Origin of the sequence: Sinorhizobium sp. NG07B, assembly GCF_002532005.1 — a bacterium.
Taxonomy (GTDB): domain Bacteria; phylum Pseudomonadota; class Alphaproteobacteria; order Rhizobiales; family Rhizobiaceae; genus Sinorhizobium; species Sinorhizobium fredii_C.
In genome coordinates this window covers 714,473-736,190 of record NZ_NWTD01000003.1, presented here as the reverse complement: position 1 = coordinate 736,190, position 21,718 = coordinate 714,473, and the positions used below count along the sequence as shown (strand labels likewise).

The following is a 21,718-nucleotide window of genomic DNA, read 5'->3' as shown; positions in this document are numbered from 1 at the left end:
GCGTTGCTTACAAATCTTTACCTATGGGAGCCGAAGCGGAAGGAAAGACCTGAGCCGCCAGATTGCAGATGCCGCTTTGCGTGCAAGGGAGGATCGGCGCTCAATTCGCGCGTCTCGATCGGCCGTGGCGCGAAAATTTTCGAGCACGTCGGCGGCAACGGACCAAGCGGCACGGCTGGTGTTGCGTTCCGACCTTCGAAGATGTCCAGAAACGCCGGCAGTGAGAAAACGTTTTCTCACGTTGACATCTGTCGTGCGAAAAGGTTTTCTCACCTTTATATCTAAGGCGGAGGCTGATTTGACGACGCAGCGGGCCAGAGGCGGACGCGTGACCATTCACGATCTGGCGCGGGTGGCCGGGGTCAGTGTCTCGACGGTGTCGAAGGCGCTGAACGACAATGGCCGCATGGCCGCCGAGACGCGGGCGCGGATCAAGCGGATGGCCGCTGAAATAGGCTTCCGGCCGAACGCATTGGCGCGGGGGCTGCTCTCGAGCCGGTCGTTCACCATCGGGCTTCTGACCAACGACACCTATGGCCGCTTCACCCTGCCGGTCATGGCCGGCGTTTCGGAGGCGTTGGTCGATCACGGCGTCTCGGTCTTCCTCTGCGCCATCGAGGACGATCCGGTCCTCGGCAAGGTCCATGTCGACGCCATGCTGGACAAGCAGGTGGACGGCATCATCGCGACAGGCAAGCGGATCGACAGGTCTCTCCCGGTCGATCTCGCTGGCCTGCCGGTGCCCGTTATCTATGCCTTCACCGCCGGAGCGCCGGAAAGTGTCACATTCACGGCCGACGACGCGCAGGGGGCGACGCTCGCCACGGCCTGGCTCAAGAAGCTCGGTCGCCGCAGGCTGGTGCATATCACCGGCCCCGAGGATTTCGTTTCCGTACGCGAGCGCGCCTCCGCCTTCATAAACGAGGCGGGCGAGGCTGGCTCGGTGCGCTATGGCGTCTGGTCGGAGAGTTGGGGGCACCAGGCGATTGCCGATCTGTGGGGTGCCGGCGGCGTGCTGCCGGACGGCATCTTCTGCGGCAACGACCAGATCGCCCGCGGCGTCATCGATGCGCTTCGGGAGCGTGGCGTCCGGGTGCCGGAGGAGGTTTCCGTCATCGGCTTCGACAATTGGGAAATCCTGGCCGAACAGACCCGACCGCCGCTGACGACAATCGACATGAACTTGAAGGAACTCGGCAGGGAGGCCGGGTTGATGGTGCTTGCACTTGCCGAAGGACGCCCGGCCGAGCCGGGCTTGCGCAAGCTGCCCTGCAAGCTGGTCGTCCGGCAATCCTGTGGTGGCGCCCAGACCAACTGAATGAGCGCGCCTGGTTAGGCCTCGCCGGCCGAGTGCGACTGAGCGAGGAGGAGGGGGCCTGCATTGAGGCGACTCCGGTCAAGAGGAGGAATGGAAAGTGTTGAAGAGATTACTTGCCGCAACGACGCTTGCCTACGGGCTGGGGCTCTCCGTTGCTTCCGCCGAAACGATCAGCATGTGGGTGCGCTCTGGTATCGGCGACTCCTTCAAGGAAGTCGTCAAGGCCTATAATGCTGCCGGTGAGGACAAGGTGGAACTCACCGAAGTTCCCTTTTCCGAACTTGTGCAGAAATATGCCACCGCCATCGCCGGCGGCGAGGCGCCGGATGCGCTGTCGCTCGACCTCATCTATACGCCGGCTTTTGCGGCCGCCGGGCAGCTCGAGGACCTCAGCGAATGGGCGAAATCGCTTCCTTATTTCAATTCGCTGTCGCCGTCGCATGTCAAGCTCGGCACCTATGAGAACAAGATCTACGGCCTTCCGCTTTCGGTCGAGACCTCGATCTTCGCCTGGAACAAGGAGCTCTACCGCAAGGCAGGCCTCGATCCGGAAAAGGCGCCGAAAACCTGGGAGGAGATCACCGCCAATGCCGAGAAGATCCGCGCGCTCGGCGGCGACACCTATGGCTTCTACTTCTCCGGAGGCGGCTGCGGCGGCTGCATGATCTTCACCTTCACGCCGCTCGTCTGGGGGGCGGGCGCCGACATCCTCTCGACCGACAGCAAAAAGGCGACACTCGACACGCCTGAAATGCGCAAGGCCGTCGACATTTATCGCAACCTCGTCGCCAAGGACACGGTCCCCGCCGGTTCCGCCAGCGACAACGGCGTCAATTTCCTGACCTTCACGAACGGCAAGATCGGCCAGCAGAGCATCGGTGCCTTCGCCATCGGCACGCTGGTCACCCAGCATCCGGAGATCGACTTCGGCGTCACGCTGATCCCGGGCGTCGACGGCAAGCCGTCTTCCTTTGCCGGCGGCGACAACTTCGTCGTCACCAAGGGCACGCCGAAGCTGGAAGCGGTCAAGAAATTCCTCGAATATACCTATTCGATGGAGGGCCAGAAAATCATGGCGAAATACGGCAGCCTGCCGACCCGCGGCGATATTGCCGGTGAGGTTCTCGAAGGGCTCGATCCGCGCCTCAAGGTCGGCATCGAGGCGATCGCAGTCGCAAAGACGCCCTACACGCTGCAGTTCAACGACCTGATCAACTCATCGAACGGCCCGTGGGCAACCTTCATCAATGCGGCGATCTATGGCGACGACGTCGACGGCGCCTTCTCGAATGCGCAATCCGAGATGCAGTCGATCATCGACGCCGGACAATAAGTCCCGTACCGCTGGGAGGGCAATTTTGCCTTTCCAGCACCCGCACCTGGATCGAAGAAACACGCATGACGATGTCGGGCATCGCATTTCCGTCGCTGCATCACCGCAAGAGGAAGCGGTCCGGCTGGCGCGGCCTCCTCTACATCGCACCCGCGATGGCGCTGGTGACAGTGTTCTTTGTCCTGCCGGTGGTCTTCACCGTCTGGATGAGCCTGCACAAGTGGCCGCTGCTCGGGAAGCCGGCCTGGATCGGTTTCGGCAACTATGTCCGCATGGTGAGCGACGCGCGCTTCATGGCGGCGCTCGGCTTTACGGCGCACTATACGATCATCGTCACCATCGCGATCTTCGCCGTCGCCTTTCCGCTGGCGATGTTCGTCGAGAAGCCGCGGCCGCTGGTTTCCGCCTATCGAACGATCATCTTCCTGCCGGTCGTCGTCGGGCTCGCCTCGGCCTCGCTGCTGTGGGTGTGGCTTGCCAATGTCGACAGCGGCCTCTTCGCCCCGCTCATTCAGCGGCTCGGGTTAACCGGTGGCCGCATCAATCTGCTGGCCGATTTCGATACGGCATTCCTGACCATCATCGTCATGGTCGTCTGGAAGATCGCCGGCTTCACTATGATCATCCTGCTCACCGGGCTGCAGGCGATTCCGGCGGAGCTGACGGAGGCGGCCCGTATCGACGGCGCGAGGCGGTGGCAGCGCTTCCGTTACCTGACGCTGCCGCTGATGCGTCGGACCATGGCGCTGGCGCTGATCCTGTCGGTCACCGGCTCCATCCTCGCCTTCGACCAGTTCTATATCATGACCAGCGGCGGCCCGCAGAACCGCATGATCTCGGTCGTCTACTACATCTTCAACCAGTCCTTCGTGTCCTTCAATCTCGGCTATGGCGCGGCGCTGTCGATCGCGCTCCTCGCCATTCTCGTCACCATCAGCATTTTCCAGCTCTGGCTGCTCAAGGTGGGGGATGAGAGGCCATGAGGACGCGCCGGGAAATCCGCGCCCGCAAGGCGCTGCGCGACCGGGTCGCCTATCACGGGATCGGCATCGGTACGGCGTTCTTCTTCCTGGCTCCTTTCGGCATCGGCTTCCTGGCATCGTTCCGGCCGAACAGCGAATCCGGTCTGCCGCCGCTGCCGCCATGGCCGCTGTCGGGTATCAGCTTCGATGCTTATCGCATCCTCGACGGCTTCGGCTCTGGCGTCTGGCAGCACACGATGAACTCGCTGGTGGTGTCGCTTGGAACGGTGGTCTTGACCGTCGCGATCAGCGTGCTTGCCGGCTATGGCTTCTCCCGCTACCGCTTTCCTTTGAAGAATGCGCTTTTCGTCCTGATCATCGCGACGCTGATGATCCCGTTCCAGTCGATCCTGACGCCGCTTTTCATCATCCTGGCGCGGCTCGGACTCAACAATTCGCTGTTCGGCCTGATGCTCGTCTATGTGACGCTGCAACTGCCGTTCTCGGTCTTCATGATGCGCAACGCCTTCGATGCGGTGCCGAAAGAGATCGAGGAGGCGGCCCGCATCGACGGCGCGCGCGACCTGAAGCTGCTGGTGCGGGTGCTGTTGCCGCTTGTCATGCCCGGCGTCGCGACGGTGTCGATCTTTGCCTTTCTCAATGCCTGGAACGAGTTCTTCGCGGCCCTCGTGCTGCTCTCCAGCAATGACAATTATACGCTACCGGTGCTGATGACGGCCGTCCGCGCCGGTCGCCTCGGAGCGATCAACTGGGGTGCAGTCCAGGCCGGCGTTGCCGTCATGGTGGTGCCGTGTCTCATCGTCTTCCTGCTGTTGCAACGCTACTACATGCGCGGGCTGATGGCCGGCGCGGTCAAATGACGAGTGAAAGGGATATCATGAGCAAGAAGGACCGTCAGTTCAGGCCCGTGGCCGTTCCGGATGTGCAAGTCGGGGGATTTTGGGGCAAGTGGCAGGACGCTGTCTGCAACGCCACGGCCGAGATCCTGCTCGACCGTTGCGTCGAGGCGGGGATGTTGCAGGCGCTCGACGTGAGGCGCCCGGGACCGGGGATCATCATCCCCATCCAGCCGTGGGGCGGAACGACCCAGATGTTCTGGGACAGCGATCTGGCGAAGTCGATCGAAACCATTGCCTATTCGCTCTACCGCAAGCCCAATCCGCAACTGGAGTCCAGAGCCGATGAGATCATCGACATGTATGAGCGACTGCAGGACAAGGACGGCTATCTGAATTCCTGGTTCCAGCGCGTGCAGCCGGAGCGGCGCTGGACGAACCTGCGCGACCATCACGAGCTCTATTGTGCCGGTCATCTCATCGAAGCGGCGGTCGCCTATTTCCAGGCGACCGGCAAGCGCAAGCTGCTCGACATCATGTGCCGCTTTGCCGACTACATGATCGGCAAATTCGGCCATGGCGAGGGGCAGATCGCCGGCTATTGCGGCCATCAGGAAGTCGAGCTTGCGCTTGTCAAGCTGGCGCGCGTCACCGGCGAGAAGAAGTATCTCGAGCTTTCGAAGTTCTTCATCGATGAGCGCGGCCAGGAGCCGCACTTCTTCACGGAGGAGGCGATCCGCGACGGCCGTTCGCCCAAGGACTATATCCAAAAGACCTACGAATACAGCCAGTCCCACGAGCCCGCGCGCCGGCAGAAGAAGGTCGTCGGCCATGCGGTTCGCGCCATGTATATGTATTCCGGCATGGCCGATCTCGCCACGGAGTACAAGGACGACACGCTCACAACAGCACTCGAGACATTGTGGGACGATCTGACGACCAAGCAGATGTATGTAACGGGCGGGATCGGCCCGTCGGCGAAGAACGAAGGCTTCACCGACTATTACGACCTGCCGAACGACACGGCCTATGCCGAGACCTGCGCCTCGGTCGCGCTGGTCTTCTGGGCAAGCCGTATGCTAGGGCGCGGCCCGAACCGGCGCTTCGCCGACATCATGGAACAGGCGCTCTACAACGGCGCGCTGACCGGTCTTTCACTGGACGGCAAGACCTTCTTCTATGACAATCCGCTGGAAAGCACCGGCAAGCATCATCGTTGGAAGTGGCACAATTGCCCCTGCTGCCCGCCCAATATCGCCCGGCTCGTCGCCTCGGTGGGTGCCTATATGTATGGCGTCGCGGCCGACGAGATCGCCGTTCATCTCTATGGGGAAAGTACCGCGCGGCTGGAACTGGGCGGCTCTGGCGTCACGTTGCGGCAAGTCACCAATTATCCCTGGGACGGTAAGGTCTCGATCCGGCTCGAACTCAAGCAGCCGCGGCAATTCGCCTTGTCTTTGCGCATTCCGGAATGGGCGGATGGCGCCAGCCTTTCGGTCAATGGCGGCCGCATCGATCTCGATGCCGTGATGCTGGACGGCTATGCCCGCATCGAGCGAACGTGGACCGATGGCGACGAGGTTTCGCTCGACCTGCCGCTGACCCTTCGGCCGCAATACGCCAATCCGAAAGTTCGGCAGGATGCCGGCCGTGTCGCGCTGATGCGCGGGCCACTGGTCTATTGCGCCGAGGAGATCGACAATGGCGGCAATCTCAGTGCCATCGTCGTGCCGAAGGACCTTCCTGAAACGAAGACGTCGATCATGAAAGACCTCGAAGATGCGATCGCCGTGGAGTTGCCGGTCGAGCGCGAGGACCCGACGGACTGGGGCAAGGCGCTGTATCGCGCCACACCGCCGACCAGGCACCAGGCAAATCTGCGCCTGGTGCCTTACCACCTCTGGGACAACCGCGCGCCCGGCGAAATGCTCGTCTGGCTGCAAGCCGAGAAGCGTGGCGCCTAGATGACCGAACGAGATAGGATCGGTGTGGCACTCAGCGACGTGCGCAAGAGCTTCGGTGCGCTGCAGGTCGTCCATGGTATTGATCTGACGATCAGGGACGGAGACTTCGTCGTCTTCGTCGGCCCGTCGGGTTGCGGGAAATCGACGCTGTTGCGGATGATCGCCGGGCTCGAGGAGGTGACCGACGGGGAAATCGCCATCAAGGGTCGCGACGTGACGGATCTCGATCCGTCCGAGCGCGGCATTGCCATGGTCTTTCAGTCCTATGCGCTTTATCCGCATATGAGTGTGCGAGACAATCTCGCATTCGGACTGAAGATGGCCCGTACCGAGCGTACCGAAATAGAGCGGCGCGTCGGGCAAGCGGCCGGGATCCTCAAGATCGACCATCTGCTCGACCGGCGGCCGGGACAATTGTCGGGCGGCCAGCGCCAGCGCGTGGCGATCGGCCGGGCGATCGTGCGCAAGCCGGACGTCTTCCTGTTCGACGAGCCGCTCTCCAATCTCGATGCCGAGCTGCGCGTCTCGATGCGTGTGGAGATCGCGCGGCTGCACCGCGAACTCGGCAACACGATGATCTATGTGACGCATGATCAGACCGAGGCGATGACGCTTGCCGATCAGATCGTCATCCTGCGGGACGGCAGGATCGAGCAGACGGGGGCGCCGCGCGATGTCTACGAGAATCCCCTCAACACCTTCGTCGCCGGCTTCATCGGCTCGCCGCGCATGAACCTGCTCGACGCGGAATGGCGAGGCCCGGGAAAGATGCGGCTCGCCGCCTGCGAGATGGACGCGCGCCTGGATGGACTTCGACCCGGCGATAGGATCGTCTTCGGCATGCGGCCCGAACATATTAGGATCGTCGCCAGCGGACCGGATGCCGTGCAGGCGACCGTGGAATTCACCGAATATCTTGGTGGCACGCGCTATGTCTATTGCAGGCTCGGCGACGGACAGAATGTCGTTGTGGAGTTGCGGGAGAGCGACGACATTCCGTCGGGATCGACAGTATGGCTGACAGCGCCGCGCGAGCGCAGGCGGTATTTCGATGCGAGCGGCGCGCGGATTGCCTGAACCTGGCGGACCGGACGGAAGCCGCAGACATCCCGTCAAAACTGCGCAAGGTCGCGATAGCGGATTGGAATGCCCGCCGCCTCATGGAATTTCGCAAGGCTTTCCAGCCAGCAGGCCAGGTCTTCCGGGATTTCGGCCTGTCCGCTTTCCATCGCCTCGATCCAGGCGAGCTGGCATTGGAGTGCGGATGTCAGGTCGATCGTCGTCCATCGCAAACTGGCGAGACATTCGGCAAAACGTTTAGGCGTCATCGGCAGGTTCTTCGTTCGGATGCTGGCGCGTCCAGTTGCGCCGCTCCTTTTATCGACAGCTCTGCCGTAATTCGGCGTTCCCATGGTAACAGGCTGTTGTCGGGCGGCTCTCCTGCGGCTCGACAGGATGGTAGCGGCGTTGCGTCAGAGCCGGCCCTGCCTTTGCCGCCTGCCCTCAGCGCTTTCCGCCTCGCATCGTTTGCGAAGGCAGGACGCCGAAGCGCTTCTTGTAGTCGGCTGCGAAGCGGCCAAGATGGGTGAAGCCCCATTTCAAGGCGATATCGGCGACGCTATGGGTCTCATGGGTGTTGATGAGATCCTGGTGGGCGGCGGTCAGCCGCATTTCGTGCAGATAGGCCATGGGGGTGGTCATGCGGAACTGCCGGAATCCCTGCTGCAGCGTGCGGACGCTGACCTTCGCCGCCGCGGCGATATCCGCCAGGGTAATCGGCTCCGCGATATGGGCATGCATGAAATCGATCGCCCATTTCACATGCCTCGGCGCCGGCAGCGGCGCCGTACTGGCAAGCTGGTCCGAGTAGCGATGCGGAACGGCTTCCAGTATGAGATGGGTCACCGCATCGCCGAGCGACGCGAGAGCCAGCGGCGATTGCCGCAAAGGGGCATCGCCCCGCAGCCCCTCGCAGGTGGTTTCGACAAGTTGTGCCAAAGCCAGCCCCGGCCCGGCGCTGAGATCCATATGCGGGTAGAACTCGATATTGCCGCTGATGGTCCGCTCCAGAATGCTGATCAGGTGATTGGCAATCTTGCGCTGGTCGATGAACAAGGTGAGGTGCCGGCGCGGGCCATATAGCCGAACGCCTTCACTGCGCGCTCCATCGACGATCGTTCCCTGTCCCGGCCGCGACCAGATTTCCCTGCCGCCGGGCTCGAACAGGGCAGCTCCTCGTGTCGGCAGGAAGATCAGCAGCTTGTCGCTCGGCGCCTGCCGCCTGCATTCCATTTCGCCTTCATAGGCGCAGCTGCCGAAGGATATAACCCCGGTGGAATAGAACTCGCAGTCAAACGAAAGTGCTTCACCACTCAGCCTGTTGACTTTGATTGGAGAAGCAGGCGTGGACAGGACGGCTGCAAGTTCATCCGGATCGACGCCGCGAAATGACGTGGCTGCAATAGAGATCCTGTCCACTTCGCTGTTACCTTCCCCAAGCGGAGGCGGGTCTGGCCACAGGCAAAGCGAAAATAGAGGCCGCCGGCTGCAGCTGCCGGCGCCACCTGTTTTCCGCTTCCCGGGGTGTGCGAAGCTATCCCGCCATCCCATTCTCGCGAATGAAGAATCGCACGGCGCTATTCGTCCTTCCGGACGGACTAAAGCTCCACAAAAATATCGCGCGGCCAAGACATCTCGGCGTCATACGGACAGAAGTTGCGCGCTATGGATATTGCGTTTCATGAGGTCGGCAAGGCGATCTACCTGCGATCGAACTTGCTCTGCGCCACGTGCTTGCCGCGTCGATTCGGCGCCGAAGGTCGGGTGATTTCTGCCTGACTGCAACAACACTCTACCCTTGGCCTTATCGCAGGACGGCAGAAGCGATGTCGCCTCATTCGCGCTTGTCGGAGCCGCGATCGTCCGCGCTCGTCACACGTGGTTCCTGTGAGGGGTGATCCGGAAACAGGTCGTTGATCTTGTAGGCGACCTCGGTCCTGTTGGCCGCCTTGATCTTCTTCATGATGTTGCGGACGTAGACCTTGACCGTGCTTTCCCGCAGGTTGAGCTCGTAGGCGATGACCTTGTTTGCCTTCCCACGCCGCAGGGCCTCCACCACCTCCGCCTGGCGGTCGGTGAACAGACCGGCCAACGGTCGCTCGGCGGCGCCCTCCGTTTCGAACAGGTGGCGCATCGCGAACACGCTGCTTGCGGGAACGAAGATGCCGCCAGCCAGGGAAAGCGAGATAGCCTCGATGCAGACATCGACGCTTACCGAGGAAGGAATATAGCCTTTTGCGCCACATCTCAGCGCTTTTACGATCTGGGTCAGGTCGTCCCTGTCGGACAGGACGATCACCGGAACCGGGGCGACCTCTGATGCGAGTGCCGTGATGTCCTGTTCGATAGCCGGATCATCAATCTTCTTGTCGGCGATGTTCAAGAGGATGGCCGACGGCGGCGCAGTTTCCTCGCGTTGCCGTCTCCATTCGGCGGAGGACTCGAATGTGAGGATGGGCTTGCCGGGATGGTCGGCGGCGATGTTTCGTGCAAGGCTGTCGCGCCAGAGCACCCGCCCGTCGATGACCACAAGGTGCCGCTCTTGCGGCAGGCGCGCTTCCGTTTCCGTCTCGTGCGGTGTTTCACCGGCGTCGTCGGGAGCAGCGTTGGCCTGGGCCTCCCCGCGGTCGATCGGGCCGGAAGAGCTCACGGCCGGTTCCCCTCCGCCGCTCGTCAAACTTTCGTTGGGGTCGAGGGAGCTGTTTTCTGGGCTATTGCGAAACGCGCTTACTTCGTTAACCACATTTGCCTCGAAACAATAATAATTACTATAAGAATCTGAGGATTCTGAAAAAGTGCGAGATAATATCAAAAATATATCGGCAATATCGTTATCGTAGTCTCTGTCATTTGTTCGCGTCTGAACAGTGCAGAAAAATGTGTACACTTGAAGCATATGGCGAGGAAAGAACATACGCCTTTTGGCGCAGCTTTCTCTATCCTCAAACCCTTCTTTTAATTGACCTAGTTCGCGTTCCAAATGCCGTGGCGATCGGTGCATGAGCAACCGCAGCTGCTAGAGAAAGGCACTTCCGGACTTATTCCGTTGCGAGATCGATCTGAGGTCAATCCTTGGGGTCCGTCGAGCGATACATCACTGGTCTTGGACGACATCCCAGGACTTCGCGAGTGTTGCCAATTCCTCAGCAAATATATCGGTGCAGGACGGAACGGAACAATGGGGATCAACGTCTGCGATCTCACTTAGCTTCGACGCTTGCTGGCGCCCTCGTCATGCGGCTGCGCCCTAGCGCGCGCAGAGGGCTCTCAAGGCTTCACTAGATGGATGCTGTCGCGGTACTGCTCTCGTTCATTTGGATGAAGCAGGGCAGGGCAAAGCTTCGCCGACCAGTAAACTTTCAATGGATAGGTCACACTTTTTGCTTCGTCGCTACTGGGTGCGCCCTCAGCTAGAGTTCGCGTAAGCGACGTGAATTGCGCAGGTTCGATCGACCAGCAGTTGCCGATCGATGGAGCGGGTGAGGGGTATGGCGTTACGGAACGTGGCTGATCAGGGTAGAGTTGGAGCCCCAGGCTTTGCGGAGGGTAAACGGCGGGCAGAGCCCCGCCGCGTCATTCTGATCGTATCGAGCGTCGGAAGCGTTTCGGAGCGGCTAATCGAGGCGATGGAACGCGAATTTCCATGGGTGCTCGTCGACCAGGTCGACGACGTCAATGCCGCATGCCGGTCCTTCCTGTATCCAGTCGCCTTGATTCTTGTCGACATCGGCCTGATGAGGGCACTCGAGGGAGCCGCTACCCGACTCTTGCACCTGCACCCTCAAGCCCTCACGGCGGTCATTGAACCGCATAGACAGGGCCAGAATACGTCCTTCGCCGACCTTCTGAGGTCGCCCCTCGTCCGGGGCATGCTGCCCATGAACGTCAGACTTGACGTATGGCTGTCGGTGATCCGGCTGATGCTCTGCGGCGGCGCCTATTTTCCGCCGGAACTGATCTTCCAGGCCAGCAAAGGCGCTCACCACTTGCCGTCCGACAATGGGATCGCCACGAACGCGCGCAGCGAGGTCGAGGGAGTTGCCGACCTGACCGCCCGCGAACTGCAGATTCTCGAGATGGTTTCCCGCGGGCTGCAGAACAAGCTCATCGCGGCTGAAATCCGCCTGTCGGAACATACTGTGAAAATCCACCTGCACAATATCATCACCAAGCTGGGCGCTCACAACCGGACCGAGGCGGCGGCTCGTTATCGCAGCTTTCAGGACCGGAAGTCATCGGCGCTGAAGGAGTTCCGCTCCACGACCTGAGCGCCTCCGGCAGGGCTGGGCCTGCCGGAAAGCCGGTCCGCTGCGGTCGCATCATCGGCCGCTTGCCGCTTCCAATTGCGCCGTGAATACTGCGAAAGGCGGATGGGGGAGACCGGTGAGCCGTCTAAGGCGGTAGCCATCCCCTCTTTTTCTGCAATTGTCAAATGCGATCAGGCGTCACCTAATCCGATGCTTCGCCTTACTGCATGTCTCCTTAAAGACATGCAGCGTCTGATAAGACGGCGCTGTAGGGGGCGGAGCCTGGGCTTGTGGCGCTGCTCATTCGGGAAAGGAGAAAGCTTGTCATCCGCTCGGAAAAAACCCGACCCCGTCAGCCGCCACCGGGCGGAAGGAGACGGGCAACAGAGCCGCAGATCATTATCGCCCATATGTGGGCGACGGCGCGGCCTTCTAGCGGGCTCTCTTCCTTTTTCGGTGATGCTCTACTAGACTATTGTGTATTACGTGTTTATTTTTGATGATGCAGTGTCGAGTTTAAGTTTTTCTCCTGAAGAGCGACGCCGATAGTATTAGTTCGAAAGTGGTATTTTGAGTATTTCCAGAAACTTTTACGGGTCAGGACCTTCGGGGTTGTGGCGCTTGTATCTATAGAGATCTTTTTTAAGGGGATTTTGCAATGGCTACCTTGATTTCGAGATTTGAGAAAATGCCGGCGTTTGCGCAGGAGACTCTCGGTGCAAACAGCCTCGCCCAGCTTGCGAGAGATGGGGAAATGCAGCAGGCGGAGGGGGTCGACAAACGCTGCCTGCTTCTGCTCGACAGCCGCGCTTTGGATCGTGAATGCTTGGCGAGGACCTTAACCACCCATGGGCTCGGCATGGAAGTCGGTGCCTTCGGTTCCATCGATGAATGGAGGGCGAAGCAGAGCAAATGCCCGCCGATCGGGGCCGTTCTCCTCAATATCGGCGCGCGCAAGGTTGCCGACGTCGCCGCCGAAATCGCCAAACTCGCCTCCGAGTTCCGGCCGGTGCCGATCGTCGTCCTCTCCGATATCGACGACCTCTCCCAGATCCTGCGGGTGCTCGAATGCGGCGCACGGGGATATATCCCTACCTCCGTTGGCGTGGAGGTCTGCATCGAAGCGATCGGATTGGCGATAGCGGGCGGAATCTTCCTGCCGGCGAGCAGCGTCCTCGCGGTCCGGCATTTGATCGAAAACCAAAGGCCGGAGGCGCCGCCGCTGGCCGGCATGTTCACGCTTCGGCAAGCGGAGGTCGTCCAGGCGCTTCGCAAGGGCAAGGCGAACAAGATTATCGCCTATGAGCTCAACCTTCGCGAAAGTACCGTGAAGGTCCATATCCGCAACATCATGAAGAAGCTGAAGGCGACGAACCGGACCGAGGTGGCATACAAGCTGAATGATCTCTTTACCGGCGAGGCGGGCTATCATTGATCGTCCCGACCTGTACAGGGGGATCGGCTCGCACGAGCCGGTCCATGCCTGTTGCGTTATGCCCGTGGAGCGGTGACGTTGCCGCATGTTTCCCTGAGCCGTCGCGGATTCGACGGTAGAAAAATGCAGTAACTGGAAGCGCCGCTCGCCTAAACACAGTACGTGACGGTGGCGTATTGGGCGGCGTCTGGCGGCTGCGTTTTTCTGTCTCATCAGCAGTCGGTCGTGGCCCGTGCGGCGCCGCCGCGCATTTTTCAATCACCCGAATCCAAGTGAAGGGGCCGACCCCTTCGCGATTCCGAAGGCGGGCACCCGTAGCATTTGCGGTATTCGGTCGCGAAGCGACCCATATGCCTGAAGCCCCATTTGCGGGCGATTTTCGCCACTGAAACCCTTTGGCCGGCTTTCAAGAGATCCCGATGGACCGCTTGCAGGCGAAGCTGGGCGAGGTAGCTGATCGGCGTCGTGCCCTTGAAGCACTTGAAGCCCTCCTGCAGGGACCGAACGCCGATACCGGCCGCCTCCGCGATCTCGGTCATCGACATCGGCCTGTCGAGATTGGCGTGCATGAAATCGACTGCACGCTTGACGTGCCTCGGTGACGGCAGCCACTCGCCCTGATTCAAGGCGGTGGAGAACCGATGCGGCACCGTATCGACAAGCAGGTTGACGATGCTTCCTGAGAGATGGGAAAGCGTTTCGGGCATATCACGCATCCCGCCGTCCGCGCCGAGGCAGGTGGCCATGATCTGCGACAGCCTGAAGATGATCTGGCCCGCCCCGGCTGCGAGGTCGAGTTGGGGGGTGAAGTCGAGCGAGCCGTAGACCGGCCGTTCCAGGGAGCCACGGAGGCGCTGGAAAATATCTTCCTGGTCTATGACGAAGGAAAGGTGGCTGCGGCTTCCCTCGATCTGCAGTTCCGACAGTCTGTTGCCGTCGAGGATCGCAGCTTCGCCCGGCTTGGAAATCAGATTCTCGCTCCGTCCTATCTTCACGCAGGCGGAGCCGTGCAGGGGAAGCAATATCAGCAGCTTAGGCACCTCGTCCTTCTGTCCGATGCTAAGAGTGCCCCGCGAAATCACGCGGCTGAAGGCGACCCGTCCGGCGGCGGCGAACTCATAGCTGTAGGAGAGGTCCGTTTTCAGCGGCCTTTGCACCCGGACAGGCCCGATGCAGCGCGTCAGAACTTCGGACAGCTCTTCGGCGTCGCTGCCCAGATATGAGAGTTTCATTCCCTGCCTTTGCCCTTGCATCGTCAGTTTCCCGATGAGAAATCAAGACATCTCGACCCGGCGCATCCTCCCGTTGCGCCCGGCCGCGTTTCTAATGCATGTCGCCCAAAACTGTGCAGCGGTTTTGGGATGACGACATGCACAAAAACAAAGACCTAAAGCGCGCCGCGTGAATACGTTTGAACGCGACGGGCTTTAGCACCTTATGGGTCCATTGCTCTGACACCCGCCGCAGTCCCGCGAGCGACTTGATCGAATAGACGGGCCAAGGCGTGCGAGCCACGCAAAGTCGCTGACGTCTCCTCCCGGTTTTGTTAGCGCGCGCTTATGCAACAAGACGGCGGCTTACAAGTAGGAAGATTGAAATTTCCGATTCCTTCCCTTCGAGTGACGCCGCCGCCTCCTACTGCTGCTCAAATGTTGTGCGGAGTGCCGCGCGAAGTGGCAGAGTCCCCTGAAGTTCGATGCTGCTCCTAAGACTGGAATCCTACCGTCCTCGCTTCCGCAGGGAACAGTTAATTCGCGGTAATCTTCAGCCGCCCTTGAGATCGGAAGTTCTAGATCGGACGGGGGAGTTCTCTCTTCCCAGGATGTTAAGAGATGCTCGAAGAGCGGGGTTATCCGCCGCGCTGGATCAAGGCGTCGGGATACTGGATCCTGGGTCAGGCCACGAGAAGTTCGACGAGGCTTAGGCCGCATCGAAATTTCCACGTGCCGTAGCTCATCCGCCGGTTTGTCATGGATCGTCCTTAATACTGCCACGACCGGTGCGGGAGACGGAGCACGGATTCACTTCGTCGTGAGTTTTAGGTGAAGGTAATGACTTCGGCGCCCGTTCGCCCTAGGTCGAGCCGATGATCAGATCTCTGGCCGTCGTTCTATTGCTCTTGCTGCCGCTTGCCTCCAGCGCAGCCGCGGAGTCTCCTGCCGTTCCCGATCTGGTGAAGGGGCTTGCCGATCGGGAAGAGCTGAAGCCGCTGAAGACCGTCATAGTCGCGCGTGACGGTGAGACAATCGCCGAGCAGGGCTATCGCGGCCACTCTCCGGGCGAATCGACCAATATCAAGTCCGCGTCGAAGTCGATCATATCGGCCCTGGTCGGGATCGCGATCGACAAGGGCCTCCTGGACGGTCCTGAACAGAAGATCGCACCGCTGCTGAAGGAGGATCTGCCCTCGCCGGCGGATCCGCGGATCAATGATATCACCATCGGCAACCTGCTTTCCATGCAGGCCGGACTTGGCCGGCTGTCGGGGCCGAATTACGGCCGTTGGGTATCGAGCCGCAATTGGGTTCGCTTCGCGCTCTCGCAGCCTTTCGCCGACGAGCCTGGCGGCCGGATGCTCTATTCGACAGCCTCGACGCACCTGCTTTCGGCGATCCTCACCAAGGCCGGCGGCAAGTCGACGCTCGCGCTCGCGCGCGATTGGCTCGGTCCGCTTCAGGGTTTCAGGATCGGTGCCTGGGAACGCGATCCCCAGGGCATTTATCTCGGCGGTAATCAGATGGCGATGAGCGCAAGATCGTTGCTTGCCTTCGGAGAACTATACCGCAAGGGCGGCCGGGCGTCCGACGGACGGCAGATCGTTCCGGCGGACTGGATCGATCTTTCGTGGCAGCCCCACACGAACTCCTATTTCTCCGGCGACGCCTATGGCTATGGCTGGTTCACCCGCCGGATCGGCGGCGAGACGGTCCATTTCGCCTGGGGCTATGGCGGCCAGATGCTCTACATCGTCCCGGCGCTGAAGCTCACCGTGGTCATGACCTCCGAGGAGAGCGGCCCGTCGGCGCGCAACGGCTACCGCGACGCGTTGCATCGCGTCCTGGCGGAAATCGTCAGCGCAGTGAAAGCGGATTGAGTTGGGGAGGACTATCGAAGCCGCGAAAGGCTAAACGGAGCCCTTCGCGGCTGTTGGTCGTTACGCGCTGCCCAGGGCCTCATGCCGTCGGCTGCTTCGTCTTCCTGAGATAGGGAAGAACGGTGTCGAAGGAGCCGAAGCGCTGGATGGCGTCCTCGTTCGATACTGCGGCCGTGATGATGACATCTTCGCCCTGCTTCCAGTTTGCCGGCGTTGCGACCTGATGCTTGGCGGTGAGCTGGATGGAATCGATGGCGCGCAGGATCTCGTTGAAGTTGCGGCCGGTGGTCATCGGATAGGTGAGGATCAGCTTGATCTTCTTGTCGGGTCCGATGACATAGACCGAGCGCACGGTGGCGTTGTCGGCGGGCGTGCGGCCCTCGGACGTGTCGCCGACGCCGGCGGGCAGCATGTCGTAGAGCTTGGCCACCTTCAGATCCCGGTCGCCGATCAGCGGATATTCGACGTCGAAGCCGGTCGCGACCTTGATGTCGTTCTTCCACTTGGCGTGGCTGTCGACGGGATCGACCGAAATGCCGATGATCTTGACGCCGCGCTTGCGAAACTCGCCTTCGATCCCGGCCATGGCGCCGAGTTCGGTGGTGCAGACGGGCGTGAAATTCTTCGGATGCGAGAAGAGCACCGCCCAGCCCTCGCCGATCCATTCATGGAAATTGACGGTGCCTTGTGTCGTCTCGGCGGTGAAATCGGGGGCGGTGTCGTTGATGCGGAGGCTCATGGCTTGCTCCTTTCGGGTCGACGGGAATGGGCCCAAGAATAGCGCAATCAACGGAGTTTTCGAGGACGAAACGCGCCGTCGCGACGCGCAAGAGAAACGTCTGCAGCGTGTTTCTGCCGCTTCAGAGAAAAATCTTCCATCGGCAGATGGCGGGTCCGCAAGCAGTCGCTCGCAGGTGGCAGCGTTGACACTGCCGCATGCTTGCCGCATAGAATGTCGGCATTCCGAGGGGAGCGCCGAGCGGCGCTGAGACGGCGGTGAGCCGGACCCTTGAACCTGATCCGGGTCATGCCGGCGTAGGAACGGAAAGAGGCTACCCTCCGCCACGTCTTCGCCTTCACCTGGGTCTCCGTGATTTTTTCACCAGGAGATCGACCAATGCAGCCTCATGCGCCCGTGCCGCCGATCGCGCTCACCATTGCCGGATCGGATTCGGGCGGCGGGGCCGGTATCCAGGCGGATATCAAGACTTTTTCGGCCCTCGGCGTCTACGGCGCCAGCGTCGTGACGGCGATTACCGCGCAGAATACGAAGGGCGTCACCGCCGTCGAGGACGTCTCGCCGGAGATTGTCGCAGCGCAGATAGACGCGCTTTTTTCCGATCTCGACGTGAAGTCGATCAAGATCGGTATGGTCTCGCGCCGGGAAACGATCATCGCCATCGCCGAAGGCTTGCGCCGCTTCGAGAGGCGCGCGGTTGTCGACCCGGTCATGGTCGCAACCTCCGGCGATCCGTTGTTGCAGCCGGATGCGATGGCCGCGCTCACGCATGAGCTTCTACCCTTGGCCATCGTCGTCACACCCAATCTGCCGGAGGCGGCACTTCTCACCGGCCGCCCGGTTGCAGAGGACGACGCCGAGATGACCCGCCAGGCCGAGGCCCTCATGACGTCGGGCGCCCGCTCGGTGTTGATCAAGGGAGGGCATCGGAGAGGCAGCGACGCGACCGACCTCTTCTTCGACGGCGATCGGCTCGTCCGCTTCCCGGCGCGGCGCATCGAAACACGCAACGATCACGGGACCGGCTGCACGCTTTCGGCCGCCATCGCCGCCGGTCTTGCCAAGGGACAGCCGCTCGCCGAGGCGGTGGGCGCCGCGAAGGCCTATCTGCACGCGGCGATTTCCGCCGCCGACCGGCTGAAGGTCGGAGGGGGCCGGGGACCGGTCCACCATTTCCACGAATGGTGGGGGCGCTGAGGCGGATTCATATTAGGCGGGATTGCCGCCACGCCCACCGGCAATTGCAGCAGCTATAGGCGAACCCATTCAGGGCCGCCTATAGCACCGCGCAGGAGTTCGCGGTCAGGCGGCCGTGTGCCGGCTCGTGACGCCTTCCTCGATATAGTACTTGCCGTAGCGGTGCCGATATTTCTCCGCACCGCCGAAGTCGCTGTATTTCTCGAGTTCGTCCATGTCGGTCTTGTTGAGGATCACGCCCAGGACCTTTGCATCGATCTGCGGCTCGGAATTCAAGAGGTCCCGAACGAGCCTCGAGGGCGTGCGGCCCCATTCTACCACGAAGAGGACGCCGTCCGCGAGCGGCGTGAAGGCCTTCGCGTCGACCACGGGAGCAAGCGCGGCGAGATCGACGACGACGTAGTCGAAGGAATTGCGGGCATTCTCGATGAGCCCCGCCATCGCCTGGGAGGCGAGCAGTTCGTTGCTCTGATGCCTGCGATCCGACGCTCCGCCGCCGGCCGGCAGGATCGCGAGCTTTGTACGCTGATCCACCTTGATGCCGGCGGGCCAGGTCGCTTCTCCCGTCAGCGTCTCGACCAGCCCCGTGCGCGGAGCCGGCGTGATCATCTGGGTGAGACCGGGCTTGCGGATGTCGGCATCGATCAACAGTGTCCGCTTGCCGCTCGAGGCCAGCAGCGCCGCGAAATTGGCCGCGACGATCGACTTGCCCTCGTCCGGAAGGGCCGAGACGATCGCGATGACGCGGCTCTCGTTTCCGGGCAGCATATGGTCGCAGGCGAGCTTGGCATTCCGGAATGTCTCCGCGAAGGCGGAGCGCGGCGCATCGAGCACGATCCGCGAAAGGCGTTGGAATGGCGTGGCGCCCTCCGAAGGGTCGTGTGGTTGTCGGTCCGATCCGAAACGGGCACGCACGAGCTGCGTTGTTTTCTTCGTCCGCGAGCCGATCAGCGGAACGTAGCCGAGCGATCGGTGGCCGAGCATGGAGCGCACCTCGCCTTCAAGCCGGAAGGTTCTTTCGCGGAATTCGAGGAATGCGGCATAGGCGCCGCCGAACATCAGGCCGAGCACGGCCGAAAGCGCCAAGGTCATGGTCTTCTTCGGGCTCGACGGCGCCGTCGGGACGCCGGCTTCGGAAATGACGCGCGCCTTGGCGATCGGGAAGGACTGTTGCTGCGTTGCCTGTTCGTAGCGGCCGAGATAGGATTCGTAGAGCGTCTTCAGCGCCGCGGCCTTCTGCTCGAGGACGCGCAACTGCACCAGCGACTTGCTGGCGTCGGAATTCTTGCCGGCGATCCCCTCGATGCTCTTGCGCAGCGAGGCCTCGCGCGAGCGGGCGACTTCGAACTCGTTCTTGTAGCTTGCCGTCAGCTGCTGCAGTTCCTGATAGATCTGCCGGCCGATGTCCTCCTTCTCGGCCCGAAGCGAAACCGCCTGCGGATGGTCCTCGCCGAAATTCTGCGCCACCTCCTGCTCCCGCTTGCCGATGCCGAGATAGCGGGTGCGCAGGTCCCGGATCACCGAATTGTCACCCTCCTTGGGGGATATGGTGGCATTGTTGACGGCGGCCTCCGGCCCCTGGTCGATGATCGACTTGAACTGTTCGTAGCGCGCCGAGGCACTGGCCGTATCCGCCTGCGCGACGATCAGCTGACTGTTGAGATCGGCGAGCTGCTGTTCGGACATCAGTTCGCCGCGCGCCGCGGTCAGGCCGTTCTCGCTGCGGAACTGCTCGACCTCGAGGGCGGCCGCCTGCGAGCGCTGCCTGAGATCGTCAAGCCGCTCCTGCAGCCAGACCGAAGCCCGTTCCGTCGCTTCGAAATTGGCGTTCAGCTGGTCGGTCAGATAGGCTTCAGCATAGGTCCTGACGACACCGGCGGCAAGCTGCTGATCGCTCGATCGGAAGGAAAGCGCAATCACCGAACTGCGGCCGACGCGTTCGACATAGAGCGACTGCTGCAAGATTGCCGAGGCTTTCAGCCGGCGGCCATTGCGCGCCGCTTCCTCCGAAACGCCCGGCCCGCCCGAGAACAGGCCGGTCGCCGTCTTCAGCCAGTCCTTGACGACGGCGGCCGGCGAACGGGGCGGATTGACGATGGTATCGTTCTCCGAAAGGTTGAGCTTGTCGACCACCCGCAGCGCCAGCTCCCCGGACTTTAGGATCTCGACCGCGCTGGCGATCTGCGTGTCGAGCATCTGGCTGTTGGTCGGCACCGGTTCTTCCTCGGCATATTTCGACAGGTTGTCGTCGAGGAGGATCTGCGTCAGCGAGGTGTAATAGGGGGTCGCGAACAGCAGATAGGCGGCCCCGAGCAGGATGAAGAGCACCACGAACGCTGCAACGAGCCTTGCCCGGCGGACGACGACGGCCAGCAGACGGTCGAGATCGATAAAGCCGTCCGATTGTTCCTCGCGGGGCACGATGCTCAAGGGTACACTTCTCTGTTTCATGGGGGCCGTTCTGTTCATCTTTTTCTCCGGTCCTCCTGCCTGCTTCCTTAAAAACATGCAGTATTTCAAAGCGCTGCAGCGATTTCTCCGCGTCCTGCAGGACACGCGACGCTCTGCTCCCGGCGGCCTCGCGCGGCCGCCGGGAGCTTGGGCTTATGCCGCGCGGATGCGGCTTTCGTGAGACAGGACGATCTCGCGGACGGATTCGAACACGACGTCGCCGATGTCGGCGCGGGCAAGCGCGAAGGCGACATTGGCTTCGATGAAGCCCTGCTTCGAACCGCAGTCGAAGGTCCGGCCCTCATAGGGATGGGCATGGAAGGACTGGTCTGCTGAAAGCTTCAGCATGCCGTCGGTCAGCTGGATCTCGTTGCCGGCCCCGCGTGACTGGTGCGCGAGAATGGAGAAGATCTCCGGCTGCAGGATATAGCGGCCGTTCAGATAGTAGTTGGACGGCGCCCGCCCCGCCGGCGGCTTTTCGATCATCTCGGTGACCGAGAAACCGTGGCGCACCGTATCGCCCTTGCCGACGATGCCGTATTTCGAGGCCTCTTCGGGGGCGCATTGCTCGACGGCGACGACATTGCCGCCGACCTCGCGGTAGAGATCCATGAGGCCTGCCATGCAGCCGCGTGCGCCGAAGGAGACCATGTCCGGCAACAGCAGTGCGAACGGCTCGTCACCGATCAGGTCGCGTGCGCACCAGACGGCGTGGCCGAGGCCGAGCGGCGCCTGCTGGCGCGTGAAGCTGACGGAGCCGGCCTTCGGCAGCATAGCTTCGAGCTCGGAGATCTGCGCATTCTTGCCGGAGCGCGTCAGCGACGAGATGAGTTCCGGCGTGTCGTCGAAATGATCCTCGATCACCTGCTTGTTGCGGCTGGTGACGAAGACGATGTGCTCGATGCCGGCCTGGCGCGCCTCGTCGACGGCGTACTGGACGACCGGGCGGTCGACGATCGTCAACATTTCCTTCGGCACGGCCTTTGTCGCGGGAAGGAACCTCGTTCCGTTCCCGGCAACGGGGATCACTGCTTTCCTGACGGTCCTGATGCGGTCCATTTT

17 protein-coding genes and 1 riboswitch are annotated in these 21,718 nt (G+C 61.7%); of the genes, 10 read left to right on the top strand and 7 right to left on the bottom strand.

Annotation, left to right across the window (positions count from 1 at the left end; all coding sequences use genetic code 11):
• Positions 1-298 precede the first annotated feature (298 nt).
• From CO664_RS13305 to ugpC, 6 genes are all read left to right on the top strand, one after another.
• Positions 299-1,318 (top strand): LacI family DNA-binding transcriptional regulator, encoded by a 1,020-nt coding sequence (locus CO664_RS13305; RefSeq protein WP_037419336.1) that lies wholly within the window; start codon positions 299-301, stop codon positions 1,316-1,318.
• Positions 1,319-1,415: 97 nt separating this feature from the next.
• The gene (locus CO664_RS13300; RefSeq protein WP_097525872.1) at positions 1,416-2,651 is read left to right on the top strand and encodes a sugar ABC transporter substrate-binding protein; all 1,236 of its coding nucleotides are present in this window, start codon (positions 1,416-1,418) and stop codon (positions 2,649-2,651) included.
• Positions 2,652-2,716: 65 nt separating this feature from the next.
• Positions 2,717-3,634, top strand: coding sequence for a sugar ABC transporter permease (locus tag CO664_RS13295; protein WP_097525873.1), 918 nt, complete (start codon positions 2,717-2,719; stop codon positions 3,632-3,634).
• A complete protein-coding gene (locus CO664_RS13290; protein ID WP_037419342.1) occupies positions 3,631-4,494 on the top strand; it encodes a carbohydrate ABC transporter permease in 864 nt (287 codons plus the stop codon). Before CO664_RS13295 ends, CO664_RS13290 begins: the two co-directional genes overlap by 4 nt.
• Positions 4,495-4,511: 17 nt before the next feature.
• Entirely contained in the window at positions 4,512-6,434 is a 1,923-nt protein-coding gene (locus CO664_RS13285) for a glycoside hydrolase family 127 protein (protein ID WP_097539018.1), read from the top strand.
• Positions 6,435-7,511, top strand: a complete 1,077-nt coding sequence (ugpC, locus tag CO664_RS13280; RefSeq protein ID WP_097525875.1) for a sn-glycerol-3-phosphate ABC transporter ATP-binding protein UgpC — start codon at positions 6,435-6,437, stop codon at positions 7,509-7,511.
• A gap of 35 nt (positions 7,512-7,546) precedes the next feature.
• Here ugpC and CO664_RS13275 read toward each other — a convergent pair whose 3' ends face one another.
• From CO664_RS13275 to CO664_RS13265, 3 genes are all read right to left on the bottom strand, one after another.
• On the bottom strand, positions 7,547-7,762 hold the full coding sequence (locus tag CO664_RS13275) for a hypothetical protein (protein ID WP_097525876.1): 216 nt from the start codon (positions 7,760-7,762) through the stop codon (positions 7,547-7,549).
• A 175-nt stretch (positions 7,763-7,937) separates the two neighbouring features.
• Entirely contained in the window at positions 7,938-8,912 is a 975-nt protein-coding gene (locus tag CO664_RS13270) for an AraC family transcriptional regulator (RefSeq protein WP_097539017.1), read from the bottom strand.
• Between the two features lie 415 nt (positions 8,913-9,327).
• Complete coding sequence (locus CO664_RS13265) at positions 9,328-10,044, bottom strand: response regulator transcription factor (protein ID WP_234820268.1); 717 nt, start codon at positions 10,042-10,044, stop codon at positions 9,328-9,330.
• Positions 10,045-10,981: 937 nt separating this feature from the next.
• Here CO664_RS13265 and CO664_RS13260 point away from each other — a divergent pair.
• Positions 10,982-11,761 carry a response regulator transcription factor gene (locus tag CO664_RS13260; protein ID WP_097539016.1) on the top strand — a complete coding sequence of 260 codons (780 nt, stop codon included), beginning with the start codon at positions 10,982-10,984 and terminating at the stop codon, positions 11,759-11,761.
• A 637-nt stretch (positions 11,762-12,398) separates the two neighbouring features.
• Positions 12,399-13,175 carry a response regulator transcription factor gene (locus tag CO664_RS13255; RefSeq protein ID WP_037419359.1) on the top strand — a complete coding sequence of 259 codons (777 nt, stop codon included), beginning with the start codon at positions 12,399-12,401 and terminating at the stop codon, positions 13,173-13,175.
• Between the two features lie 254 nt (positions 13,176-13,429).
• Here CO664_RS13255 and CO664_RS13250 read toward each other — a convergent pair whose 3' ends face one another.
• Positions 13,430-14,407 carry an AraC family transcriptional regulator gene (locus CO664_RS13250; protein ID WP_234820251.1) on the bottom strand — a complete coding sequence of 326 codons (978 nt, stop codon included), beginning with the start codon at positions 14,405-14,407 and terminating at the stop codon, positions 13,430-13,432.
• Positions 14,408-15,261: 854 nt separating this feature from the next.
• Here CO664_RS13250 and CO664_RS13240 point away from each other — a divergent pair.
• Complete coding sequence (locus tag CO664_RS13240; protein WP_097525882.1) at positions 15,262-16,269, top strand: serine hydrolase; 1,008 nt, start codon at positions 15,262-15,264, stop codon at positions 16,267-16,269.
• Between the two features lie 79 nt (positions 16,270-16,348).
• On the opposite strand, the gene CO664_RS13235 is transcribed toward CO664_RS13240, so the two are convergent.
• On the bottom strand, positions 16,349-17,008 hold the full coding sequence (locus CO664_RS13235) for a peroxiredoxin (protein ID WP_097539014.1): 660 nt from the start codon (positions 17,006-17,008) through the stop codon (positions 16,349-16,351).
• 217 nt (positions 17,009-17,225) lie between these two features.
• Positions 17,226-17,328: riboswitch (TPP riboswitch) on the top strand.
• 76 nt (positions 17,329-17,404) lie between these two features.
• Here CO664_RS13235 and thiD point away from each other — a divergent pair.
• Entirely contained in the window at positions 17,405-18,205 is an 801-nt protein-coding gene (gene thiD / locus CO664_RS13230) for a bifunctional hydroxymethylpyrimidine kinase/phosphomethylpyrimidine kinase (protein ID WP_097539199.1), read from the top strand.
• A gap of 105 nt (positions 18,206-18,310) precedes the next feature.
• Here the strand turns inward: thiD and CO664_RS13225 are convergent, their stop codons facing one another.
• On the bottom strand, positions 18,311-20,674 hold the full coding sequence (locus tag CO664_RS13225) for a polysaccharide biosynthesis tyrosine autokinase (RefSeq protein ID WP_097525883.1): 2,364 nt from the start codon (positions 20,672-20,674) through the stop codon (positions 18,311-18,313).
• 135 nt (positions 20,675-20,809) lie between these two features.
• Positions 20,810-21,715: a UTP--glucose-1-phosphate uridylyltransferase gene (locus CO664_RS13220; RefSeq protein WP_097525884.1), complete on the bottom strand. Its 906-nt coding sequence runs from the start codon at positions 21,713-21,715 to the stop codon at positions 20,810-20,812.
• Between the last annotated feature and the right edge of the window lie 3 nt (positions 21,716-21,718).

Bases quoted from the DNA above. Each gene is read 5' to 3' on its own strand.
- ugpC (WP_097525875.1), top strand. From the start codon at position 6,435: ATGACCGAACGAGATAGGATCGGTGTGGCACTCAGCGACGTGCGCAAG.
- CO664_RS13275 (WP_097525876.1), bottom strand. From the start codon at position 7,762: ATGACGCCTAAACGTTTTGCCGAATGTCTCGCCAGTTTGCGATGGACG.
- CO664_RS13285 (WP_097539018.1), top strand. From the start codon at position 4,512: ATGAGCAAGAAGGACCGTCAGTTCAGGCCCGTGGCCGTTCCGGATGTG.
- CO664_RS13240 (WP_097525882.1), top strand. From the start codon at position 15,262: ATGATCAGATCTCTGGCCGTCGTTCTATTGCTCTTGCTGCCGCTTGCC.
- CO664_RS13295 (WP_097525873.1), top strand. From the start codon at position 2,717: ATGACGATGTCGGGCATCGCATTTCCGTCGCTGCATCACCGCAAGAGG.
- CO664_RS13250 (WP_234820251.1), bottom strand. From the start codon at position 14,407: ATGAAACTCTCATATCTGGGCAGCGACGCCGAAGAGCTGTCCGAAGTT.
- CO664_RS13290 (WP_037419342.1), top strand. From the start codon at position 3,631: ATGAGGACGCGCCGGGAAATCCGCGCCCGCAAGGCGCTGCGCGACCGG.
- CO664_RS13225 (WP_097525883.1), bottom strand. From the start codon at position 20,674: ATGAACAGAACGGCCCCCATGAAACAGAGAAGTGTACCCTTGAGCATC.
- CO664_RS13220 (WP_097525884.1), bottom strand. From the start codon at position 21,715: ATGGACCGCATCAGGACCGTCAGGAAAGCAGTGATCCCCGTTGCCGGG.
- CO664_RS13255 (WP_037419359.1), top strand. From the start codon at position 12,399: ATGGCTACCTTGATTTCGAGATTTGAGAAAATGCCGGCGTTTGCGCAG.
- CO664_RS13235 (WP_097539014.1), bottom strand. From the start codon at position 17,008: ATGAGCCTCCGCATCAACGACACCGCCCCCGATTTCACCGCCGAGACG.
- CO664_RS13260 (WP_097539016.1), top strand. From the start codon at position 10,982: ATGGCGTTACGGAACGTGGCTGATCAGGGTAGAGTTGGAGCCCCAGGC.